20 protein-coding genes and 1 tRNA gene are annotated in these 21262 nt (G+C 71.0%); 18 read left to right on the top strand and 3 right to left on the bottom strand.

The genetic code is table 11. From position 1 onward, the window contains the following. Positions 1 to 16: 16 nt before the first annotated feature. From ABD987_RS37990 to ABD987_RS37940, 11 genes are all read left to right on the top strand, one after another. On the top strand, positions 17 to 1216 hold the full coding sequence (locus ABD987_RS37990) for a sensor histidine kinase (RefSeq protein WP_345406028.1): 1200 nt from the start codon (positions 17 to 19) through the stop codon (positions 1214 to 1216). Next, entirely contained in the window at positions 1213 to 1818 is a 606-nt protein-coding gene (locus ABD987_RS37985) for a response regulator transcription factor (protein ID WP_345406025.1), read from the top strand. The genes ABD987_RS37990 and ABD987_RS37985 overlap by 4 nt, the downstream gene beginning before the upstream one ends. A 56-nt stretch (positions 1819 to 1874) precedes the next feature. Continuing rightward, positions 1875 to 2528 carry a YdcF family protein gene (locus ABD987_RS37980; protein WP_345406022.1) on the top strand — a complete coding sequence of 218 codons (654 nt, stop codon included), beginning with the start codon at positions 1875 to 1877 and terminating at the stop codon, positions 2526 to 2528. 41 nt (positions 2529 to 2569) lie between these two features. Continuing rightward, a complete protein-coding gene (locus ABD987_RS37975; protein WP_345406019.1) occupies positions 2570 to 3844 on the top strand; it encodes a deoxyguanosinetriphosphate triphosphohydrolase in 1275 nt (424 codons plus the stop codon). A gap of 119 nt (positions 3845 to 3963) precedes the next feature. Continuing rightward, the gene (locus ABD987_RS37970; protein ID WP_345406016.1) at positions 3964 to 5076 is read left to right on the top strand and encodes a serpin family protein; all 1113 of its coding nucleotides are present in this window, start codon (positions 3964 to 3966) and stop codon (positions 5074 to 5076) included. A 101-nt stretch (positions 5077 to 5177) separates the two neighbouring features. Continuing rightward, complete coding sequence (locus tag ABD987_RS37965) at positions 5178 to 6899, top strand: glycosyl transferase (protein WP_345406322.1); 1722 nt, start codon at positions 5178 to 5180, stop codon at positions 6897 to 6899. A 185-nt stretch (positions 6900 to 7084) separates the two neighbouring features. Then, entirely contained in the window at positions 7085 to 7915 is an 831-nt protein-coding gene (locus tag ABD987_RS37960; protein ID WP_345406013.1) for a helix-turn-helix domain-containing protein, read from the top strand. Positions 7916 to 7946: 31 nt separating this feature from the next. Next, complete coding sequence (locus tag ABD987_RS37955) at positions 7947 to 9041, top strand: hypothetical protein (RefSeq protein ID WP_345406010.1); 1095 nt, start codon at positions 7947 to 7949, stop codon at positions 9039 to 9041. 130 nt (positions 9042 to 9171) lie between these two features. Continuing rightward, positions 9172 to 9849: a helix-turn-helix domain-containing protein gene (locus tag ABD987_RS37950; protein WP_345406007.1), complete on the top strand. Its 678-nt coding sequence runs from the start codon at positions 9172 to 9174 to the stop codon at positions 9847 to 9849. Positions 9850 to 10004: 155 nt separating this feature from the next. Then, positions 10005 to 11498: a CHAP domain-containing protein gene (locus ABD987_RS37945; RefSeq protein ID WP_345406004.1), complete on the top strand. Its 1494-nt coding sequence runs from the start codon at positions 10005 to 10007 to the stop codon at positions 11496 to 11498. A gap of 220 nt (positions 11499 to 11718) precedes the next feature. Further along, a complete protein-coding gene (locus ABD987_RS37940; protein WP_345406001.1) occupies positions 11719 to 12039 on the top strand; it encodes a hypothetical protein in 321 nt (106 codons plus the stop codon). A 61-nt stretch (positions 12040 to 12100) separates the two neighbouring features. On the opposite strand, the gene ABD987_RS37935 is transcribed toward ABD987_RS37940, so the two are convergent. Then, positions 12101 to 12637 (bottom strand): SRPBCC family protein, encoded by a 537-nt coding sequence (locus ABD987_RS37935; RefSeq protein WP_345405998.1) that lies wholly within the window; start codon positions 12635 to 12637, stop codon positions 12101 to 12103. Positions 12638 to 12879: 242 nt separating this feature from the next. Between ABD987_RS37935 and ABD987_RS37930 the strand changes: the two genes are divergently transcribed. Together ABD987_RS37930 and ABD987_RS37925 are read left to right on the top strand one after the other, a co-directional pair. After that, entirely contained in the window at positions 12880 to 13446 is a 567-nt protein-coding gene (locus ABD987_RS37930; RefSeq protein WP_345405995.1) for a carboxymuconolactone decarboxylase family protein, read from the top strand. Between the two features lie 217 nt (positions 13447 to 13663). Further along, on the top strand, positions 13664 to 14437 hold the full coding sequence (locus ABD987_RS37925) for a hypothetical protein (RefSeq protein WP_345405992.1): 774 nt from the start codon (positions 13664 to 13666) through the stop codon (positions 14435 to 14437). Here ABD987_RS37925 and ABD987_RS37920 read toward each other — a convergent pair. Further along, complete coding sequence (locus ABD987_RS37920) at positions 14412 to 15359, bottom strand: sigma-70 family RNA polymerase sigma factor (protein ID WP_345405989.1); 948 nt, start codon at positions 15357 to 15359, stop codon at positions 14412 to 14414. The two genes, ABD987_RS37925 and ABD987_RS37920, sit on opposite strands and share 26 nt — an antisense overlap. A gap of 51 nt (positions 15360 to 15410) precedes the next feature. On the opposite strand from ABD987_RS37920, the gene dnaG reads away from it, so the two are divergent. Genes dnaG through ABD987_RS37905 form a run of 3 tightly spaced genes read left to right on the top strand, consistent with a single transcriptional unit; the run spans position 15411 to position 18667 of the window. After that, positions 15411 to 17327, top strand: a complete 1917-nt coding sequence (dnaG, locus tag ABD987_RS37915; RefSeq protein ID WP_378214252.1) for a DNA primase — start codon at positions 15411 to 15413, stop codon at positions 17325 to 17327. Further along, positions 17324 to 17845, top strand: coding sequence for a hypothetical protein (locus ABD987_RS37910; protein ID WP_345405983.1), 522 nt, complete (start codon positions 17324 to 17326; stop codon positions 17843 to 17845). Before dnaG ends, ABD987_RS37910 begins: the two co-directional genes overlap by 4 nt. Positions 17846 to 17905: 60 nt before the next feature. Beyond that, a complete protein-coding gene (locus tag ABD987_RS37905; protein ID WP_345405980.1) occupies positions 17906 to 18667 on the top strand; it encodes a trans-aconitate 2-methyltransferase in 762 nt (253 codons plus the stop codon). A 4-nt stretch (positions 18668 to 18671) separates the two neighbouring features. On the opposite strand, the gene ABD987_RS37900 is transcribed toward ABD987_RS37905, so the two are convergent. Beyond that, a complete protein-coding gene (locus ABD987_RS37900) occupies positions 18672 to 18848 on the bottom strand; it encodes a hypothetical protein (protein ID WP_345405977.1) in 177 nt (58 codons plus the stop codon). A gap of 173 nt (positions 18849 to 19021) precedes the next feature. On the opposite strand from ABD987_RS37900, the gene ABD987_RS37895 reads away from it, so the two are divergent. After that, positions 19022 to 19094: transfer RNA gene (locus tag ABD987_RS37895), tRNA-Asn, on the top strand. Between the two features lie 644 nt (positions 19095 to 19738). Continuing rightward, positions 19739 to 21244: a CYTH and CHAD domain-containing protein gene (locus ABD987_RS37890; protein WP_345405974.1), complete on the top strand. Its 1506-nt coding sequence runs from the start codon at positions 19739 to 19741 to the stop codon at positions 21242 to 21244. Positions 21245 to 21262: the final 18 nt, after the last annotated feature.

Genomic DNA, 21262 nt, shown 5'->3' with positions numbered 1-21262 from the left:
GGGGAAGGCAAGGCACGTGGGTGAACGCCTGTCCGGCCAGGACGGCCACTGGTTGTGGGACAAGGCCACGCTGTGGCAGGACACGCCGCTGGGCCCGGACGAGGGGCCGGGCAAGCGGATGTGGCCGTTCTCGGGCGTCGTGTTCCTCCTGCCGTTCCTGGTCCCCATCGTCCCGTCGGTGTTCGAGGCCGACAGCCCCGGTTGGGCCAAAGCGGTCATCCTGGCCGCCGTCGGGGCCTACAGCCTGGCCTATCTGGCCTTCCCGGCGGCGTTCCGCCGCCCGCTGCGGGACAAGCTGGTCTTCTCGGCGGTCATGCTGGGCCTCGGCCTGCTCGTCTTCTGGCTCCTGGGCTACAACACGTGGCTGCTGGTCTACGCGACGGCGACGTTGGCGTTCATGCTGCCCAGTGGCTGGGCGTTGCTGCTGGACGGCGCCGCGCTGGTCGTCGCGCTGCTCTGGATGGTGCTCGCCGGGAAGTTCGGCGAGCACAAGGGTGACCTGATCTCGACCGCCTCGATCACCTCGGGCATGTTCTTCATGGCGAACATGGTCCGCGCGATCAAACGCCTGCAACGGGCCAACCACGAGATCGCGACGCTCGCCGTGGTCAACGAGCGGGAGCGGGTGGCCCGTGACCTGCACGACCTGCTCGGGCACAGCATCACCACGATCACCGTCAAGGCGGGGGTGGCCCGGCGGGTGCTGGAGAGCGCCGGTGACATCCCGCGCGCCGTCGAGGAGATCCGCGAGGTCGAAGCCCTCTCGCGCAGCGCGCTCTCCGACGTCCGGGCGACGGTCTCGGAATATCGCGAGGTGTCGCTGTCGGCGGAGCTGGTCGGGGCGCGAGCCGCGCTGCGGGCCGCCGAGATCGACGCCGACCTGCCGCACGCGGTGGACAACGTCCGCCCGGAGTACCAGCACACCTTCGGATACGTGCTGCGGGAAACGGTGACCAACGTGCTCCGGCACTCCGGCGCGAAGAAGGTCAAGGTGCGGCTCGGCCGGAACTGGCTGGAGATCGAGGACGACGGACGGGCGGAGGAGATCGTGCCGGGCAACGGATTGCGCGGCCTCACCGAACGGCTCGGCGCGATCGGGGGCACCCTGCGCACCGCGGTGCGCGCCGGGGGAGGATTGACCGTCCGGGCCGAGGTCCCGGTCGCGGCGGCGGCCACCCCGGCCGTGCGCGCCGAACCCGCGGGAGGACTGGCTTGATCCGGGTGCTGCTGGCCGACGACCAGGCGATGGTGCGCGGCGCCCTCGCGACCGTGCTGGGGCTGGAGTCCGACATCGAGGTCGTCGGGCAGGTGGCGTCCGGGGACGAGGTGGTGCCCGCCGCGAAGGAGTCCACTCCGGACGTCGCGCTGCTGGACGTCCAGATGCCCGGCAAGGACGGCCTGGCCGCGGCCGCCGAGCTGCGCGCCGCGCTCCCCTCCTGCCGGGTGATCATCTGCACCACCTTCGGCAGGCCGGGGTACCTGGCCAGGGCGATGGCCGCGGGCGCGGTGGGGTTCGTGGTCAAGGACGCCCCGCCCGAGCAGCTCGTCGAGGCCGTCCGGAAGGTCCACAGTGGACTCCGGGTGGTGGATCCCGCGCTGGCCGCCGAATCACTGGCCACCGGGGCGAGCCCGCTCACCGGCCGGGAGCACGAGGTGTTGCGGGCGGCGAAGGACGGCAGCACCGTCGCCGACGTCGCCCGCGCGCTGCACCTGTCCGAGGGCACGGTGCGGAACCACCTCTCCGCCGCGATCGGCAAGACCGGCGCGCGCACCCGCGCCGAAGCCGTCCGCCTCGCCGAGGAGAATGGCTGGTTGTGATGCGCTCGCGGTGCGTCGTCCCCGGCGGCGGATGAGTATCTGAGAAGATACTCGGCGTGAGTACCGCCGTACGGACCAAACCCACCGGAGCCGCCTGGGTCCGCCGCGTCGTCTTCGGCACGCTGCTGGTGGCGCTGCTCGTCGGCGGGGGCACCGCGTTCCGGGTCTGGCAGGTGGCCAGGGGCGAGGACCGCCGGTCCGCCGACGTCATCGTGGTGCTCGGCGCGGCGCAGTACAACGGGATGCCCTCGGACGTCTTCTCCGCGCGGCTGATGAAGGCCAAGGAACTCTACGACGCGGGCGTCGCGAAGACGATCGTCACCGCGGGCGGCAAGCAGGAGCGGGACAACTACACCGAGGCCGAGGCCGGCGCGCGGTGGCTGACCCGGCACGGGGTGCCCGCCGCGGCCACCCTGCCGGTGGGCGAGGGCAACGACACGCTGCGCAGCCTGCGCGCGGTCGCCACCGAGGTGGGGGCGCGCGGCTGGCACCGCGCGGTGCTGGTGAGCGATCCGTGGCACTCCTTCCGCGCCCGGATCATGGCCACCGACGTCGGGCTGGAGGCCTGGACCGCGCCGACGCACAGCGGGCCGATCGTGCGGGCGCGGAACACCCAGGTCAGGTACATCGTCCGGGAGACCGGCGCGCTGCTGTTCTACCGGCTCACCAAGAACCCCGCCGACGCGCTGTTCGACACGATCCTGGACTGAGCGCGCCGGAACTGTCGTACCCGGCGCCTAAGCTGGGGCGCGTGGACGGTTACACCGAGCACGACCAGGCCAGACCGCTGCCCGAACCCGCCAAGGGCTCGGCGCTGGCCGGCGCGCGCCCGGAGCGCCGCAGCCCGTTCTCCCGCGATCGGGCCAGGGTGCTGCACTCGGCCGCGCTGCGCAGGCTCGCCGGAAAGACCCAGGTGGTCGGCCCCGGGGAGGGTGCCGAGGTCAGCGGCGTCCCGCGCACCCGGCTGACGCATTCCCTGGAGGTCGCGCAGATCGGCCGCGGGATCGCCGAGGAACTGGGTGCCGATCCGGACCTGGTGGACACCGCGGGGCTCGCGCACGACATCGGGCATCCGCCGTTCGGGCACAACGGCGAGCGCGCGCTGGACGAGGCCGCGGGGCCGTGCGGCGGGTTCGAGGGCAACGCGCAGACCCTGCGCATCCTGACCAGGCTGGAACCGAAGGTGGTCGGGGACGGCGGAGTGAGCGCGGGCCTCAACCTCACCCGCGCCTGCCTCGACGCGACGACGAAGTACCCGTGGGCCCGGCGCCCCGGCCAGGCGAAGTACGGCGTGTATCCCGACGACGCGGCGGCGTTCGCGTGGATCCGCGAGGGCGCCCCGGCGGAGCGCACCTGTCTGGAAGCGCAGATCATGGACTGGGCGGACGATGTCGCGTATTCCGTGCACGACGTCGAGGACGGCGTGTTCGCCGGCCGGATCTCCTTGCGGCTGCTGGGAGATCCCGAGGAACGCGCCGCGGTCGCCGAGGCCGCGGCGGCGCACTTCTCCGCGCAGTCGGTGTCCACTTTGGAGAGTGCGGCGAAGGAACTGCTCGACCTGCCGGTGGTCGCCGAGGTCGCGCGGGCCGGGCCGGGCGGCTCGCCGCGGGCACAGGTCGCGCTGAAGCGGCTCACCAGCGAGCTGGTCGGCCGGTTCGCGACGGCGGTCGTCACCGCCACCCACGAGAAGTACGGGGAGGGACCGCTGACGCGGTACGCCGCGCGGCTCGTGGTGCCCGAGCAGGCGGCGGCGGAGGTGGCGCTGCTCAAAGCGCTCGCCCTGCGGTACGTGATGAGCGACCGGCGGCGGCTGGCCACGCAGGACGGCCAGCGGCAGCTGCTGGCGGACCTCGTCGGCGCGCTCTGCCTCCGCGGGCCCGAGGCGCTCGACCCGCTGTTCGCCCCGGCCTGGGAGGCCGCGCCGGACGACGCCGCGCGGCTGCGGGTGGTGGTCGACCAGGTCGCCTCGCTCACCGACGCACAGGCACACACCTGGCATTCGTGGTACGCCGCGCGCTATGGCTGAGCGGGGCCCGAGCACGGGCATACGGCTTCCGGCACCGGGACTTGTCACCGGCGGCCGGACTTCCGTCCGCGGGTTTCGGGGCCTGCGGCCGGGGTGACCTGGTCGGGTAAGGTCGCGCTATGGCCGCCACAGACAGCCACCTCCGGTTCACCCTCGCCCTGCACCGGGTCGGCGCGGCGGGGGAGAACAGCTGCTTCTCCCCGTACTCGGTGGCTTCCGCGCTGGGTCTCACCAGCCGCGCCGCCCGCGGCGTCACCGCCGAGGAACTGCTGCGCCTGCTCGCCGGGGAGACCGGCGACGCCGCCGCGCTGGACGCGCACGCGGACCTGCTCCGCGCCGCCGCGAAACTCGCGCCCGAGACCCAGCGGGAAGCACCCGAACTCGCCGTCGCGAACACGTTCTGGGCGTGGGACGCGCTGCCGCTCGAAGACGGCTTCCGCGCGGAGCTGGCCACCTGGCCCAACGGGGCCGTCGCGAGCGCGCCGTTCGGGGACGATCCCGAAGCCGCCCGCGCGCGGATCAACGCCGACGTCGCGGAAACCACCCACGGGCTGATCCCGGCGCTGCTGCCGCCGGGCTCGGTCGACGAGGACACGGTGGCCGCGCTCGTGAACGCCCTGTACCTGAAAACCTCGTGGCTGCACCGGTTTCCCGACGACGCGACCGGTCCGGCGGAGTTCCACGCCCCGGCCGGGACCCGCGAGGTGCCGACGATGCGGCTGGACGAGCGGCTCGGCTACGCGCGGTCGGACGGCTGGCAGATCGTCCAGCTGCCCGCGGCCGGGGGAGTGCAGGCCGTGGTGCTGCTGCCCGACGGTGACCTCGGCGAGGCCGAGGCCGCGCTCGACGAGGGCGCGCTGGGCGCGTTGCTCGACGCGCCGCGGCCCGAGCAGGTCCGGCTGGCGATGCCCAAGATCGACCTCGACGTCCGGACACCGTTGACCGCGGCGCTCGGCGAGCTCGGGGTGCGGACGATGTTCACGAACCGGGCCGACCTGACCGGGCTCTCGCCGGATCAGCGGCTCGAAGTGTCCGACGTGCTGCACCAGGCCGTGCTGCGGCTGGACGAACAGGGGCTCGAGGGCGCCGCGGCCACCGCGGTGACGATGCGCCTGATGTCCCTGATGCCCGGCGACCCGGTCGCCGTCTCCGTCGATCGTCCGTTCCTCCTGCTGGTCCGGCACGCCGGGACCGGCGCCGTCTACTTCTTCGCCAGGGTGGTCCAACCGTGAGTGTGCGGTCCGAAGCTGTTCCCGAACTCACCGAACCCGGCCCCCCGCCGGTACCGACCGGGACGAGACCCCGGCGCTGGGCGTGGCAGGACAGCGCCATCATGGGCGGCTTCCTGCTCTTCACGATCCTGCTCTACAACGGGCTCTGGTTCGACCTGAAGAGCGGCTACCTCTGGAACGGGGCGGCCGACCAGAGCCAGTGGGAGTGGTACGCGTCGGTGACCGCGAAAGCGGTGCTGCACCTGAAGAATCCGCTCTTCACGGATCTGCAGAATTACCCCGACGGCGTGAACATGATGGCCAACGCCTCGATGTTCGGCCTGACCATCCCGCTCGCCCCGGTGACGGTCCTGCTCGGGGCGACGGTGACCTGGGCCATCGTGCTGACGATCGGTCTCGCCGGGACCGCGTCCGCCTGGTACTGGGTGTTTTCCCGGCACCTGACCACGAACCGGGCCTCGGCCGCGATCGGCGGCGCGTTCTGCGGGTTCGCCCCGCCGATGATCTCGCACGCCTGCGCGCACCCGAACTTCGTGGTGCTGTTCGTGCTGCCGTTCATCGCGCTCAAGGTCATCCAGATCGCGAAGGGGCAGCGGCCGGTCCGCAACGGCGTCGTGCTGGGCCTGCTGACCACGTACCAGATCTTCCTCGGCGAAGAGCCGCTGATGATCTTCGCGCTGACGTTCCTGGTGTTCGTCCTCGCGTACCTGATCCCGCGCCGCCGGGAGTTCAAGCCGATGCTGAAGCCGCTCGCGAAGGGCATGGGCCTCGGCGTCGCGATCACCCTGGTGTTGTCGGCTTTCCCGCTGTGGTGGCAGTTCTTCGGCCCGCAGAGCTTCCACGAGCTGCGGCACGGCGAGGCCGGGAACGACCTCGCCGCGTTCACCCGCTTCGCGACGCAGTCCGTGTCGGGCGTGCCGTCCGCGGCGGCCGAGGTGTCGATGAACCGCACCGAGGAGAACGCGTTCTTCGGCTGGCCGCTCATCGCGCTGATGGTCGTGCTGACCGTCTGGCTGTGGCGCGATGTCGTGGCCCGCGCGTTCGCGATCACCATGTTCGTCATGGCGTGGCTGTCGATGGGCGTACAGCTGCTGGCGGTCAAGGAGGAAACTGGCGTCCCGGGGCCGTGGAAGTGGTTGTCCGGCCTGCCTTTCCTCGACTCGATCCTCGAATCGCGGCTCGCGATGGGCTGCCTTCCCGCCGTCGGGGCGCTGCTGGCGATCGCCACCGACCGCGTGTTCGCCGCCGCGGCGAAGCAGCCCGACACCGACGCCGTGGACGGGGCGCGCCGGCTGCCGCTGCGGCTGATGTGGATCGGCGCCGTGGTGGCGGTGCTGCTCCCGATCGCGCCGACCGAACTCGTGGTGAAACCGCGCCCGGCCTCGCCATCGTTCTTCGCCGACGGTATCTGGCGCAGCTACGTCGCCCCGGGCGGCGCACTCGTGCCGGTGCCGTTGCCGAGCACCGGTGAGGCGGAACCGCTGCACTGGCAGGTGGACGCCGGGCTCGGCTATCCGATGCCCGAGGGCTATTTCGTCGGCCCGCAGAGCAAGACGGACAAGCGCGGACGCTACGGCGCCGACCCGCGCCCGACGTCGAAGATCTTCGAACAGGTCGAGCGCACCGGCCAGGCCTGGCCGATCAGCGAGGACGACCGGACCCGGGCGCTCGAAGACCTGCGGGTGTGGAACGCGGACGTCCTCGTGCTCGGGCCGCGCGACCACGCCGACGCCCTGCGGTCCACTGTGGACCTGTTGCTGCGCAAGCCCGCGGAGTTCGTCGGCGGCGTCTGGGTCTGGGACGTCCGCCCGCTGACCGCGTAGCGGTTCCCGTGGTCCGTGAATGCCACATTGAGGGACTCTGAGTCCCTCAATGTGGCATTCACGGACGGACTCCTTCGGGTGACGCCTCTTTCGTGCCCGCGTGGCAAGACGCCAAGGTGTCTTGCCAGCGAAGGGAAAGGGGAGTCCTGGGTGAGCGCAAGGGGCTTTCGAAGCGACAACGACGGGTGTCGGCAGAGCTGCGCGCGCTGCGGAACGATCGGGGCGTCACCTGCCTGGACGTCGCTGACGCGCTCGGGTGCTCGGAAAGCAAGATCAGCCGCGTGGAGACGGGGGCGCGTGGCCTATACCCGGACGAAGTGTCGGCGATCCTCGGCTTCCTGCGAGTCCCCGCAGACAAACGCAAGGAACTGCTCCGCCTGTTGCGTGAAGGCGAGGAACGCAACTGGCACGAGGTCAGCGAAGCGATGTCACCGATGTGGGAGGAACTGAGCCGCGCCGAGCAGGGCGTGGCTGCCATCAGGAACTACGAGCCGCTGTTGATTCCTGGGCTCGCCCAGACCTCCGACTACACCCGTGCCCTGATGCGGCGCCTCAACCCGGATCTCTCCGAGGCCGATGTCGAGAAGCGAGTGTCGCTACGGCGGCGTCGCCAGCGAATACTCGGCAGACTCGGTGCTCCGGACGTGCGGTTGATTGTCGAGGAAACGGCCCTCAGGCGTGCCGTCAGTGGTGCGGATGTCATGCGTGCGCAACTTGAACATCTACTGGCGCTGAACCGGCGCTCCAACGTCGTGGTGCGCGTGGTCCCGTTCTCCGTCGGAGCGCATGCCGGGCATGAGGGGCCGGTGATGTTGCTGGACTACGTTGCCGAGCCGACCTTCGCCTATGCCGAGATACGTGCGCTGAACAGCTTCATCGAAGACAGTGCCCCGGTCGAGCGCATCAAGTCCTCTTGGCGGCAGATCTCCGCTGTGGCACTCTCGGTCGAAGACTCCGCTCGGCGCATTGCCAGCGTGATCGGCGACTTGACTGGGCATGAGGAGCGCGCGTCATGATTCCCCCGCATCGCTGATCGTAAGGAGGGCGATGGTCTACCGCTCAGGACCGGAGCGACGGGATTCGTTCTTCCGCACCAGCCCTCCCCGCCGTGAACCGGAAAAGACCTCCGCGGTCGAGCAGGCGCGCCAGCAGGCGGAACGCCTGTTCGGGCAGCATGGGAAACCGCCGAGAGAGTCGGAGGCCGGCTCGTCCCGTCTGCCCCGGCCCGAGGACACGGTGTCCTCGGAGGGGCTGCCTCCGCTGGATCGGCTGTTCGAACACGAACAGGCCCGCGCGGCTGCCCGTGCGGCCCGTGACTCGCGGCTCGCCAGTCGGGCCCTCCGCGAGGTCGCCGTCGACCTCAACAACTTGCTGGACCTTTCGGAGGAGCAGCTGCGGTTGTCCGCGCGTGGCCGTGCGCGCCAGACCGTCAAGGAGGCGATGCCGCAGCTGGTGGCCAGGTCGAGCCTGGCGGCTCTTCCGTTCGGTGAGGTCGCGGACCTGCTCGGTCTGCCACCGGGGAAAGCCGACGAGGTGGTCGACGCCCTTACGCGGCGTGGCGGGCTGAGCCCGGGAGAACGCTACGACGCCCTGAAAGGGATCGAGTGGCTCCGCGAGCAGCTACGTCAAGCGAAGGTCACCGAAGACCAGTCGCTACTCGACCGTCTCGTCCGGTTCATCGTGAAGATTGCCGTGCTGGTGGGCGTGGCGGTCGGTGCCGCGTCGCTGGGCGCGTTCGCTGTCGAGGACTGGGCGGTCAAAGGGGTGGTCAAGGCCGGGATCATCGCGCTCGTCGCGGTGGCTCTGCAACGGGTGGCCGACGGTGTCCGGGACCGTGGCCGCGGCCCCTACGCAGCCGCCCGTGCGGCACACGACGCGTTGCTCGACGAACTCACCGCCGCGCAGGCCCTCAGCGGCCCGCCTGCCTACGCGGGCGAGCCCGTCGTCGTCCGTGTCCGGCTCGCTGTGCGTATCGGAAGTGCGCGGATCGCCTCGCTTTCCCTTGACTGGCAAGAAAAACAGCAATACTGGGCGATCCTCGGCGAGGCCGAGGAAGCCGTCGGCAGCGATCGGCTGGACGCACTCGCGCGGACGCTGCGCACACTTCGCGCGCTCACCCCTCCCGAACGACGGGAGCGCTGACCACGAAATCAGGGTCGGCGCGAATCGTGTCGAGGTGTCCGTCGCGTCGGCCGAGGTCGTGTCACCGAACGCGTACGTTCGGTGACCGGACTGTGCCAGACTGACCCCGTCCTACGGGGAGGGGAGCGACGTGGGTTCAGGGGAAGAACCGGAGATCGCGTCCGCCGAAGCGTTCGGTGCCCGGTTGCGGGAGCTGCGCGGGCGGCTGACGCAGGAGACGGTGGCGCGACGTTCGGTGCTCGGGCGGGCGGCGCTGACCCGCCAGCGGGTGTCCAACATCGAGAACGGGCTGTTGCCCTCGGCCGATCAGTTGCGGTGCTACCTGCACGGATGCGGCCAGCCTGAGCTGTTCGACCGGCTCGACGCGGTCCGCGGCACGCTGGAGTCCACATCGGACACGACGGTGGAGAAAGCTCCGGAACGGCCCGCGTCGGGACTTCGCCGTGGTCACCTGGTGCTCGGGGCCGTGGTGGTGGCGGTCGCCGCGTCGGCGGCCGCGGTGATCACGGTGCTCAACAGGAGCGCGCAGCCGGTCAGTGTGGTGGTGCCCGCATGCGCGCCCGGCTCGATCTGCTTCTGGCCGGAGCCGGACTTCGGTGGCGAGAAGCTCCAATGGCCACCGGACTGGGAACAGGACGGGCGCCAGTGCGTCCCGCTGCCGTTCACCGCCCGGTCGGTGATGAACGCGAGCACCGAGCGCCAGTGGGGCTACGCCAGCGGAGACTGCACGGGACCGCGGCGAACGTTGTTGCAGCACAACAACGGTCTCGAACGGTCGGTGACCATCAACTCCTACATCAAGACCTGAACGCCCAGCTCAGCGCGTCGCGGGGCAGCCGGGACGGTGTCCGGTGACAAGGCGCGACACGGGAGGACAGCGTTCCCCCTTCTGGCCGGACCGTCGTTTCTGGTCCGCTCGGGCCGACCACACCGGAAGCGGTGGGCGGACCAGGGGAGCGGAAGATGCGAAAACAGTTCATGGTCACTGTGGCCGGTGCGATCGCCGTCGTGCTGGCCACGATCGGGACCGCGTCGGCGAGTCCGGCGCCCCGGCAGGAACAGCCGGGACAGGACCAGAAGTGGACGCGGCTCGCCGACCGGACCTACGACGAGTCGGTGAACGCGGTGCGGCGGGCGGACGCCGCGCACCAGTACGTGCGAGCCCAGTTCGTCGCGCCGCTGGCCTGGTACGCCGGGCAGAAGTTCGGCTGGCACGATCAGCGCACCCAGGACTGGCTGAACCGGCTCTACGGGCTCCGTACCCCGAGCAGGGGATACGGACTCGGGCAGCCCTACGACGCCTACGGTGACGGCACGACCAATCCCGCGACCACGGCCTACACCATCACCGGGGCGTGGCACGTCGGCCGGACCCTGCTGGCCGGGTTCGACGGCGGCGGGGTCCCCGCGGAGCGGGTGCGGGAGGTCGCGACCTGGCTGGCCGGGATCCCGCTCGCGGCGGGCGGTCAGTGCGCCGCCTACTCGGAATCGGGCCACGACAAGGGAAAGCCCTGCGTGTGGAACGTCTCCGCGGCCGGGGCCTGGTTCCTGTGGAACGCCGAGAAACGCGGTCTCGTCGCCGCCGGTGACCGGGACAGGGTGCTCGCGAAGGTGCGTTCGTGGCGCAACGAGGTGCGCGCGCACTACCGCCCGGCGCTGCGGGGCTGGACCTACCAGGCGGGCAGCGCCGGGCTGCAGGACGCGTGGCACAACGTGGCCACGGTCGCGCCGATGTACGATCTCGACCCGTCGATCGGCGGGACCGCGCTGGCCGGCCAGTTCGCCGCCTTCCCCGGCAGCGCGGCCAACGCCGACGTGCTGACCCTCGACTGCGCCAAGGCCGACGGCACTTTCGCCGCGATCGAACGGACCGCGACCACGCCGGTCACCAAGCCGTTGGACGTCCTCCAGAGCCGTGCCGGGTTCGCGCCGTTGCTGCCGCGGATCGCCGCGGCGTGCGCGGCGCCCGCGGCCCGGCTCGACTCGGCGCCCTCGGGTGCGGACCGGGTCGCCGCGATCGCCACCGCGGAGCTGACCGACGCGGGACACAACCACCAGGTCGACGGCTGCAACTTCTACACCGGAGCGCTGGGCCGGACCTCGGCGGGCTGCCCGGAGGGCTGGGGCAGGGTGGCGTGGTGCGCGGACTTCGCGCGCTGGGTCTGGAAGCGGGCGGGCCTGAAGATCGACGGTCTCGACGCGTATGCCGAGTCGTTCAGGAAGTTCGGCGCCCGGCACGGCACCTGGCATCCGGTCTCCAGCGGATACCGGCCGGTGCCGGGGGACGCGATCGTCTACCGGGACGACAACGGCAACGGCCTCGCCGACCACGTCGGCCTGGTGGTGGCCAACGGCGCCGACGGCCTGGTCACCATCGAGGGCAACTGGGGTTCGCGGGTGGCCAAGCGGATCAATCCGGCGCGGGCACAGGGTTACACGTCGCCGGTGACCGCCTGATCACCTCAGACGCGCGCCCTGCCGTTTCCGGTGCTGGGCGTGGTGGCACCGGGTCGGCAGGTGCGTTCACTCGATCGGGAAATCGCAGGTCAGGATGTCGTGTACAGGGCGGGACATCCGGTGACAGCCCGATTCGGCCGCGCCTGGCGAAGAACGCGCTGTACTGATTCCGGCCCGTCGGGGGTCACCGCCGGGCCGGTCACACAAATCAGGAGGAGAAATGCGGAAGACCATTCTCGCGGGGATCGTCGCACTGGGTGCGAGTCTGCCGCTGCTGGCCGGTGGGGCCGCGCTCGCGGCCGAGCAGCCGTCGGGCGCGCGGCCGATGGCCAACAATCCCGCCTGCGAGGCGCGGGCGGCGTCCCTGAACAAGGCCGACCCGAAGCACCACTACGTGTGCACCAACAAGCTCAACAACGTGACCGGGTGGAAGTGCCAGGAGGGCGCCGAGTACTGGCGGCGCCAGGGCGCCATCAACACCTGGTGCACGGCGGACCCGTGGCCGCTGTACGACCTCGACGTCGTGGTCAAGACGCGCTAGTCACGCGATCCGCGCACCGTCTCGGGGCATGTGCAGGGGGTATGCCCCGAGACGGCCGCGGTCACCGTGGTTCGCGGACCTCGCGAGCCGGTGCGGACGCGGCGAGTTCGGCCAGGTGCCGCAGGGAATTGGTGAGATGCTCCGTGCCGAACGGCGGAAACTGGATGTACTCCCGGACGGACGGTGGCACCGCCGACCAGTCGTAGGTCAGCGTGACCTCGGTTCCGGACGGGCCGTGCGGCGCCAGGTCGTACCGCCAGAACCAGCCGCCGAACTCCAGGCGGCCGTTCTTCTCGGTCCCGGTCAGCCAGCCGATGGCGTGCGGCGCCTGGAACACGTGGACCTTGTTGGCGACCCGGTATTCGCCGTCGGGATGGTTGGGGTGGAACATGTTCATCCGGAAGATCTGCTCCGGCTCGGCCAGCGGCGTCCGGTCCACGGGTTCCTGGATCCAGCCGGTGCCGTCGATCGCGGCGTGGGTCGTCGGGTCCGCCAGCACCGCGAACACCGTGGCGACCGGCGCCGCGATGGTCAGAGTGGCGCTCAGGTTCTCCTCGGCCGCGGTGCGTGGTGCGCTGTCGTCGGGTTGGGCGGACATCGTGGCCTCCGGTGCGTGCCGACCGATCGAGTGCCGGTCTCTTACCCAGCCTACGAACGGGCTCGGCGCGGATCGACACCCTCGCGGAGAAGTTCTTCCGGCGAATCCAGCACCTCGGGACCGCAGTGTTCGGCTGGCTCGCGTGGTGCACGTCACCCGCGCGGGACGCGGAAGCTGTCACACCCGCCGGTGCTGTCTCGTCCTCCTCGTAACCGCAGGTAAACGAGTTGGAGGAGGCAATCATGCCCCGTATCCCCGCGAAGAAGACCAGCGAAGCCGGGCTGTTCCTCAAGCTGTTCTACCGGATGGCGGGCAGGCGGTACGGCGCCGTGCCGGAGCCGATGGCCGTCACCGCCCACCACGGCGGGCTGCTGCGGGCGAGCGCGGCACACGAGCTGCTGGTCGAGCGGGCGATGAAGAAGCTGCCCAAGAACGTCTGGGAGCTGGCGGTGTACCGGGTCGCGACGCAGCTGGGCTGCTCGTGGTGCGTCGACTTCGGGGCGATGCTCCAGCTGCACGGCGGTCTGGACATCGAGCGGCTGAAGCACATCGACGAGTACGCCACTTCGCCCGCCTTCGACCGGCAGGAGCGGCTCGCGCTCGCCTACGCCGACGCGATGACCGCGAGCCCGATCACCGTGACCGACGAACAGGTGGCGGAGCTGGAAGCCGAGTTCGACCGTGAAGGCGTCCTGGAGCTGACCTACCAGATCGCGCTGGAGAACTCGCGGGCCAGGATGAACAGCGCGCTCGGCATCGTCGCCCAGGGGTTCACCTCCGGCGACGCCTGCCGGATCCCGCTGCCGTAGGGGAGCGGAGTGCCGGGGTCGTGCGCCCCAATGTGGCGTTCGGTGCGTCCAACGCACCGAACGCCACATTGGGTGCGTCCAACGCACCCAATGCCACATTGGGGCGTTCGAGCCGCGCGCCTCCTACCTCGGGTGGACCGCGGAAGTCCGGCTCCGGCCCGACGCGCGTGGCCCGTCGCGTCGCCAGGATTCCCTTGTCACGAAAGGGGAATCCACCATGCACCTGCTCGCAGCCGAGCGGATCAAGCTGCTCAGCACCCGCGCACCGTGGGCGTGCGCGCTGCTCGCCCTCGCCGTTACCGCGGGGTTCGCGGCGCTCGTCGCGGGCGGCGGCAGTGAGTCGAAGGACCTGCCGACGGTCGCCACCACGCAGTTCGGCTACCGGTTCGGCCTCGCCGTCGTGCTCACCCTCGCCGCGCTCACGGTGACCACCGAGTACCGCACCGGCACGATCCACACCACGTTCCAGGCCGTCCCGCGCCGGGCCCCGGCACTGGTGGCGAAGGCCGCCGTCGTCGCGGGCTTCGCGTTCGCGCTCGGGGAGGTCGCGGCGTTCGGCTCGTGGGTGGCGTGCCTCGTGGTCGCGCCACCGGGCGCGGACCTCGCGCTGGACAGCGCCGCGGACTGGACGATCCTCGCGGGCACCGGAGCGGTGTACGCGCTGGGCGCCGTCGCCGCGGTCGGGGTCGGTCTGCTGATCGAGCACAGCGCGGGCGCCGTCGCGGTGTGCGTCCTCTACCCGCTCGCGGTCGAGGACCTGATCGGCGCGATCCCGGAGGTCGGCGAACCGGTCCACCGCTGGCTGCCGTTCAACGCCGCGACGAAATTCCTCAGCGGCACCGGCGGGGCGAGCGGCGGCCGGAGCGGCGGCAACGCGAACATCCTGTCCGACTCGCCGCTCCCGCAACCGTGGGCGCTGGCCTACTTCGCCGTGTTCGCGCTCGTGGTGCTGGGGGCGGGCGTCCTCAGTGCCCGGCGACGGGACGCGTGATGCCGGTGAGCTTGTCCGGGTTGACGACGTCGTAGATGGCGACGACCTTCCCGTCCCGGATGCTCATCCCCTGCACGTGCTCGTCCAGGGTGTAATAGCCCTCCTCGGCGGGCGCCGGCGGCAGGTAGAGGCCGAGGTCGCCGTTGACGAGGACCGGCGCGCCGCGCGTGAGCACGCCCGGCGGGTACTTGCGCAGCAGGCCGCCGAAGAAGCGGACGAGCTTGTCCGCGCCGACCATGATCTGGCGGGTGGTGCGGCCCTTGCCGTTCGAGTCGCCGATGAGCACGACGTCCGGGTGCAGCACCTCGGTCACCGCGCGGATGTCGCCCGCCAGCAGCGCGGTGACGAACTTCTCGAGCACCTTGGCCTGCTCTTCGAGGTCGACGCGCGGGGGCGGGTCGGCGTCGGCGAGCGCGCGCCTGCCACGGGAACCGTGCTGCCGCGCGGCTTCGGTACTGCACCCGAGGATTTCGGCGATCTCCCCGAAGGGCACGGAGAACGCGTCGTGCAGCACGAACGCGACGCGCTGCTCGGCGGTCAGCTTGTCGAGCACGACCATCGCGGCCATCCGGACGCCGTCGTCGCGGACGGCGGCGTCGAGCGGATCCTCGCTCACCGGTTGCCCGAACGGGGTCACGATGGGCTCCGGCAGCCACTGCCCGACGTAGCGTTCCCGCTGCACCGCCGCCGACCGCAGCCGGTCGAGGCAGATCCGGCCGACCACGGTGGTCAGCCAGCCCCGCAGATCGCGGATCGCCGCGCGCGTGCCCTCGGCGAGCCCGCTCAGCCGCAGCCAGGACTCCTGGACGGCGTCCTCGGCGTCCGACCGGGTGCCGGTCAGCCGGTAGGCGACCCCGATCAGGTGCGACCGGTGTTCGGCGAACTCGGCGGCGAGTCCGTCCAGGGCGGTGGGCGTGCTCATAGGTCGAGTGTGCCGTACGGCGCCGGAACGGGGAGAACTAGAGTGGTTCCCGTGGCGGGACGTATTCGGGAGAGCGATATCGCGGAGGTGCGGGAGCGGAACCGGATCGACGAGGTCGTCGGTGAGTACGTGGCCCTGCGCCGCGCCGGTGGCGGCAGCCTGAAGGGGCTGTGTCCGTTCCACAACGAGAAGACCCCGTCGTTCAACGTGCGCCCCACCCACGGCACCTTCCACTGCTTCGGCTGTGGTGAAGGTGGCGACGTCATCAAGTTCATCCAGAAGATCGACCTGATCTCGTTCGTCGAGGCGGTCGAGCGGCTCGCCGACCGGGTCGGCATCCGGCTGAACTACGAGGGGGGCGGCGGCAGCGTCCAGCGGGACCGCGGCACCCGCTCGCGGCTGATCGAGGCGCACCGGCTGGCGCAGGAGTTCTACGCCGAGCAACTGCTGACCGACGAGGCGCGGCTCGCGCGGGACTTCCTCGCCGAGCGCGGGTTCGACCAGAACGCCGCGCGCACCTTCGGCTGCGGCTTCGCGCCCGGTGGCTGGGACAAGCTGACGAAGTTCCTGCTCACGCGCGGGTTCGAGGTCAAGGAGCTGCTCGCGTCCGGGCTGTCGAAGGAGGGCCAGCGCGGCCCGATGGACCGGTTCCACCGGCGGCTGGTGTGGCCGATCCGGGACGTCGGCAACGAGGTCGTCGGCTTCGGCGCGCGGCGGCTGTTCGACGACGACCGCATCGAGGCGAAGTACCTCAACACCGCCGAAACGCAGATCTACAAGAAGTCGCAGGTCATGTTCGGGCTCGACCTGGCCAAACGCGAGATCGCCAAGCGGCACCAGGTGGTGGTCGTCGAGGGCTACACCGACGTGATGGCGATGCACGCGGCGGGCGTGCCGACGGCGGTCGCCTCCTCCGGCACCGCGTTCGGCGAGGACCACATGAAGGTCCTGCGGCGGCTGATGATGGACGACGACGCCTTCCGTGGTGAGGTGATCTTCACCTTCGACGGCGACGAGGCGGGCCAGAAGGCCGCGCTCAAGGCGTTCGAGGGGGACCAGACCTTCGCCGGGCAGACCTACATCGCGGTCGCGCCGGACGGGATGGACCCGTGCGAGCTGCGCCTGGCCAAGGGCGACGCCGCGGTGAAAGATCTCGTCGCGCGGCGGACCCCGCTGTTCGAGTTCGCGATCAAGAGCATGCTGAAGCAGTTCGACCTGGACTCCGTCGACGGCCAGGTCGCGGCGCTGCAGAAGACCGTCCCGATGGTCGCCTCCATCAAGGACCGCGCCAGCCGGGACGGCTACGCGTCGAAACTCGCCTGGTGGGTGGGCTGGCAGGACGTCGCGCAGGTGGTGAACCGGGTCCGCGGCAGCGCGGGCGCGGCCGACAAGCGGGGTGGGGTGGCGGCCCCGGCGCGGCGTCAGCCCCAGCGGCAGCAGCAGGCGCCCGCGGCGCCGGGCGGCGAGCAGGACCTGCCCCGGCCCGCACCGGACGACCCGCGGTTCGTCGGGCAGCGCGAGGCACTCAAGGCGGCGTTGCAGCAGCCCGCGATCGCCGGACCGGAGTACGACTCGCTGCCCGAGGAGGCGTTCACCCACCCCGTGTACGTCGCGGTGCACCTGGCGCTGCTCAAGGCCGGGGGCGCGGCCTCCGGGCTGACCGGGCCGGCGCTGCTGGACGCCGCCGCGCCGCACTGTCCGGAAGGGACGGTCCGGCGCGTGCTCAGCGAACTGGCGGTGGAACCCTTGCGTGCCAAGGGAGAGGTCGACTCTCGCTACATTTCCGGGGTGCTCGCCGGGGTGCAGGAGAACCTCGTGGGGCGGCAGATCGGCGAGATCAAGTCGAAGTTGCAGCGGTTGTCGCCGGTCGAGGCGCCGGACGACTACCGCGCGTTGTTCGGCGACCTCGTCGCGCTGGAGCAGTACCGGAAGGCGCTGCGGGAGCAGGCGAGCGGCGGCTGGGAATGAACCTGCTGCGCCGCCTGCTCGGCGACCGGACCCCGGACGGCTTTCCCGGCGAGCTGGCCGCGGGGGAGGACGTCGTCGACAGCGCGCGGGTCGAGGGCGGTGGGCATCTCGTGGTCACCGCGCTCGGCCTGTGGATCCCGGACGGCGAAGGCGCGCGGCGCGTCGGCTGGCACCTGGTGGGCAAGGCGGCGTGGGCCGACGGCGTGTTCACGCTGACCGAGTCCGAGGAGACCGGCGAGGCCGGGGCGGCGGTGCTGCTCACCGACCGCGCCCCGGTGTCCTTCCGGCTGCCCGCGCCGGGGAAGGTGCCGCACCACGTGCGCCTGCGGGTCGACGGCTCGGTCCGCTCGCGGCACCGTCAGGAACTCGCCGGTGGCGGCGCGTGGTTCGTGCAGCGCAAGATCCCCGGCCGGGACGGCGTCGTGCTGCAGGCCCGGCCGGATCCGGGCACGGACGCCGAGCTGGTCGCGGCCATCGCCGGCGAGGTCGCCGCGAAGCTGGCCACGCCCCACGATTAGCAGTACGCTCGTACTGGTCGCAGCAGTACGAGCGTACTGTTTGTCGTCCGGAGGTGCGTCATGTGGGATCCCGCCAAGTACCTGGACTACGCCGACCTGCGGTCCAGGCCGTTCCACGATCTCGTCGCCCGGATCGGCGCCACCGCGCCGCGCCGCGTGGCCGATCTGGGCTGCGGACCGGGCAGCCTGACCGTCGACCTGGCGAAACGCTGGCCGGAAGCGACCATCGAGGCGAGCGACAGTTCACCCGAAATGGTGACCGCGGCCCGGGAGCGCGGACTCGACGCGCGGGTGCTCGACGTACGGGACTGGGAGCCCACGTCGGACACCGACGTCGTGGTGTCCAACGCCGTCCTGCAGTGGGTCCCCGGCCATCAGGAGCTGCTGAGCCGCTGGGTGCGGCAGCTGCCCGGCGGGGCCTGGCTCGCGGTGCAGGTGCCCGGCAACTTCTCCGCACCCTCGCACGCGCTGATCCGCGCGCTCGCCGCGTCGCCGGGCTGGGCCGACGTCCTCGGCGGCGGCCTGCTGCGCGACGAAGACGCCGTCGGCACTCCGCGCGACTACGCCGACCTGCTGGCCGGTGCCGGATGCGGCGTCGATGCCTGGGAGACCACGTACATGCAGCCGCTGTCCGGGCCGGACGCGGTGCTGGAATGGGTCACCGGCACCGCGCTGCGGCCCGTCCGCGCGCGGCTGGGCGACGAGGACTGGCGGCGGTTCCGTGCCGAGCTGGCCCCGCTCCTGGACGAGGCCTACCCGCCGCGCCCGGACGGGACGACCTGGTTCGAGTTCCGCCGGGTGTTCTTCGTGGCCAGGGTCTGACCGCTCACCGGCCCCGGCCGAACCGCTCGGACAGCTTGGCGCGGGCGACCCCGGCCGCGCCCTGGACCATCGGATGATCGACGACCCGGCGGTAGGCCTGGACGAGCTGGTCGTACCGCGCCCTGCCTGCCTTCGTGCCCAGTACGTAACCCAGGCCCGCACCCAGCAGGAACTTCTTCATCCGGCCCACGCCTCCTGTCGATCACGCCCCGGGGACCCATTGTCCCGGAAAACCGGCCGCCGCGCGGCGGCCGGCTAACAGGGGGGTGCCGCACGGGCGCCCGGCGGCATGGGCTAAAGTTCTTCTCGTCGGACGGAGAGAACAACTCCGGCGGCACGAAAAGTGAACAACGATCCCCTGTAGCTCAACTGGCAGAGCATTCGGCTGTTAACCGGAGGGTTCTTGGTTCGAGTCCAAGCGGGGGAGCACAAGCCCAGGCCGACGGCCTGGGCTTTTTTGCTACCCATGAGCAGGGGCGATTTGAGGGCGATTTTGACGATCGTCCGGTGATGCGTCGTCAGGGGTGTTGTCGGTGACTGCTGCGATCCATGGGACTGGCCTCTGGGGTTGCGGCAGGACGTGATGTTGACGGATCTCCGCTTCGGGGGCCGTCTTCGGCGTGGGTGTCGTTCGTGGGATCGACGCGGCGCTGCCGTCGCGGTGTGTGCCGGTGTACTCGGCGAGCGGGGACACCAGGGCGGCACCGTGAGCCTCGCCCAGTCGTTCTTGTCGGCGGGGGTGTTGCGCCGGCGCACAAGCACCGACCGCAGTTGAGCTGCGCCGACGTGTGGGTCCGTTTCATGCTGCGACCCACACCGGCTCACGTCGGTGAGCAGGTCTTGGAGCGCGTGCCGCTACGCGAGCTGCCGGTCTCACAGCTGGCCGGACAGCAGGACGCGCACTCCGACGAGGGCGGCGGGTGCGGTGGTGATGCCTGGAACCGAGTCGAGGTGTGCGAGCCTGGCTCCCGTTCTCCGGGGGACGCCGCTCTCGCGATGCCGAGACCGGTTGCGGACGGCCTCTGCGGGGTAGCCGTCGAGGGAGGGCTACTGCTGGGAGAGGAGATGGGCATGCGAGAGGTTTCGTCGGAGATCGAGCGCGAGCGGAAGTACGAGCTGAGCCCGAAAGCCGGGATACCGCGGCTGACGGGCACCGGAAAGGTGCGTGCGCAGGAAGCTCCTGTCGAGCGGACGCTGGACGCTACCTACTACGACACCACCGATTTCCGGTTGGCGCGGGCCGGGATCACGCTGCGACGACGTACGGGTGGGACGGATGCCGGCTGGCACGTGAAGGTCCCGCTCGCCGCGGACACCTGTCAGGAGTTGCGTCTGCCGCTCGGTGAGAAGACGACGGTGCCCGGCCGGGTCGCGGCCCTGCTGCGCGCGTTCACGCTTGAGGCGAAGCTGCGCCCGGTCGCGCGGGTGCGGACCGACCGGTTCACCCACCGCCTGGCCGACGCGGCCGGCCGGACGCTCGCGGTACTGGCGGACGACCATGTCACCGGTGAAGTCGTCGGCGGGACCACGCTCCGGCTCGACCGCTGGCGCGAACTGGAAGTCGAACTCGACGCGCAGGCGGCTCCCCGGCTGCTCGACAAACTGGACCGGACATTACGCAAGTCCGGTGCCAAGGACGTCTGGTGGCCTTCCAAACTACGGCGACTGATCAGCGACGAGGTTCCGGACCGGAGCCCGCGAGCACGCACCTCGCACGAGGTGGTGCACGCGTACCTGCGCGAGCAGTTCCAGCGGCTGCGCCGCGCCGACCTCGGTGTCCGGGTCGAGGCCGAGGACTCCGTGCACCAGATGCGGGTAGCCGCGCGGAAACTGCGGAGCACGCTCAAGACCTTTAAATCCTTTGTGGACAAAAAGGCCGCCGCCCGTGTCGCGGCCGAGCTGAAGTGGCTGGGCGCCGAACTCGGGCCCGCACGCGACGTCGAAGTCACGCAAGCCCGCCTGCGTGCCCGGCTGGACGATGTCCCCACGGAGCTGCTGTTCGGGCCGTTGCGCCAGTACCTGACCCGTGACTTCGCCCGGGCGTCCGAAACAGGACTCGCGCGGGCGAGGGAAGCCTTGGCAGGCAAGCGATACCTCGCCCTCTTGCAAGCGATGGCGGCGCTGCTGGAGACGTCACCGCCGACCGGCAAGACCGGGCGCAAGGCGTTGCGGAAACCCGTACGCAAGGCCGCGCGCAAGCTCCACCGCGCCGAAGCCGCGACCCAGGGACTTACCGGCGACGAGCTCGAAAAGGCCCTGCACGAGGTCCGCAAGAAGGCCAAGCGAGCCCGGTATGCCGCCAACACTGTCCGGCCCGTCTTCGGCACGAAGCTACGCACCTGGCGCAAACACGTCAAAGCCGTGCAGAGCACGCTCGGCGAACACCAGGACACCGTGGTCGACCGCACCGCACTGCGCCACCTCGCCATCGCGGGATTCGGCGAGAACCAGAACACCTTCACCTTCGGCCTCCTCCACGGGCGCGACGAAGCCGAAGCCGCGGCACTACGGAGCAGATTCGCCGACGAATGGCGCACCCTGAACAACGGCACACGCCCCGCCTGGCTCAAGACCTGACCCGAGCAGGCCCCCAGC

Source organism: Amycolatopsis samaneae, from assembly GCF_039541975.1.
GTDB classification, from domain to species: domain Bacteria; phylum Actinomycetota; class Actinomycetes; order Mycobacteriales; family Pseudonocardiaceae; genus Amycolatopsis; species Amycolatopsis samaneae.
This window is presented reverse-complemented; position numbering and strand designations above follow the sequence as displayed.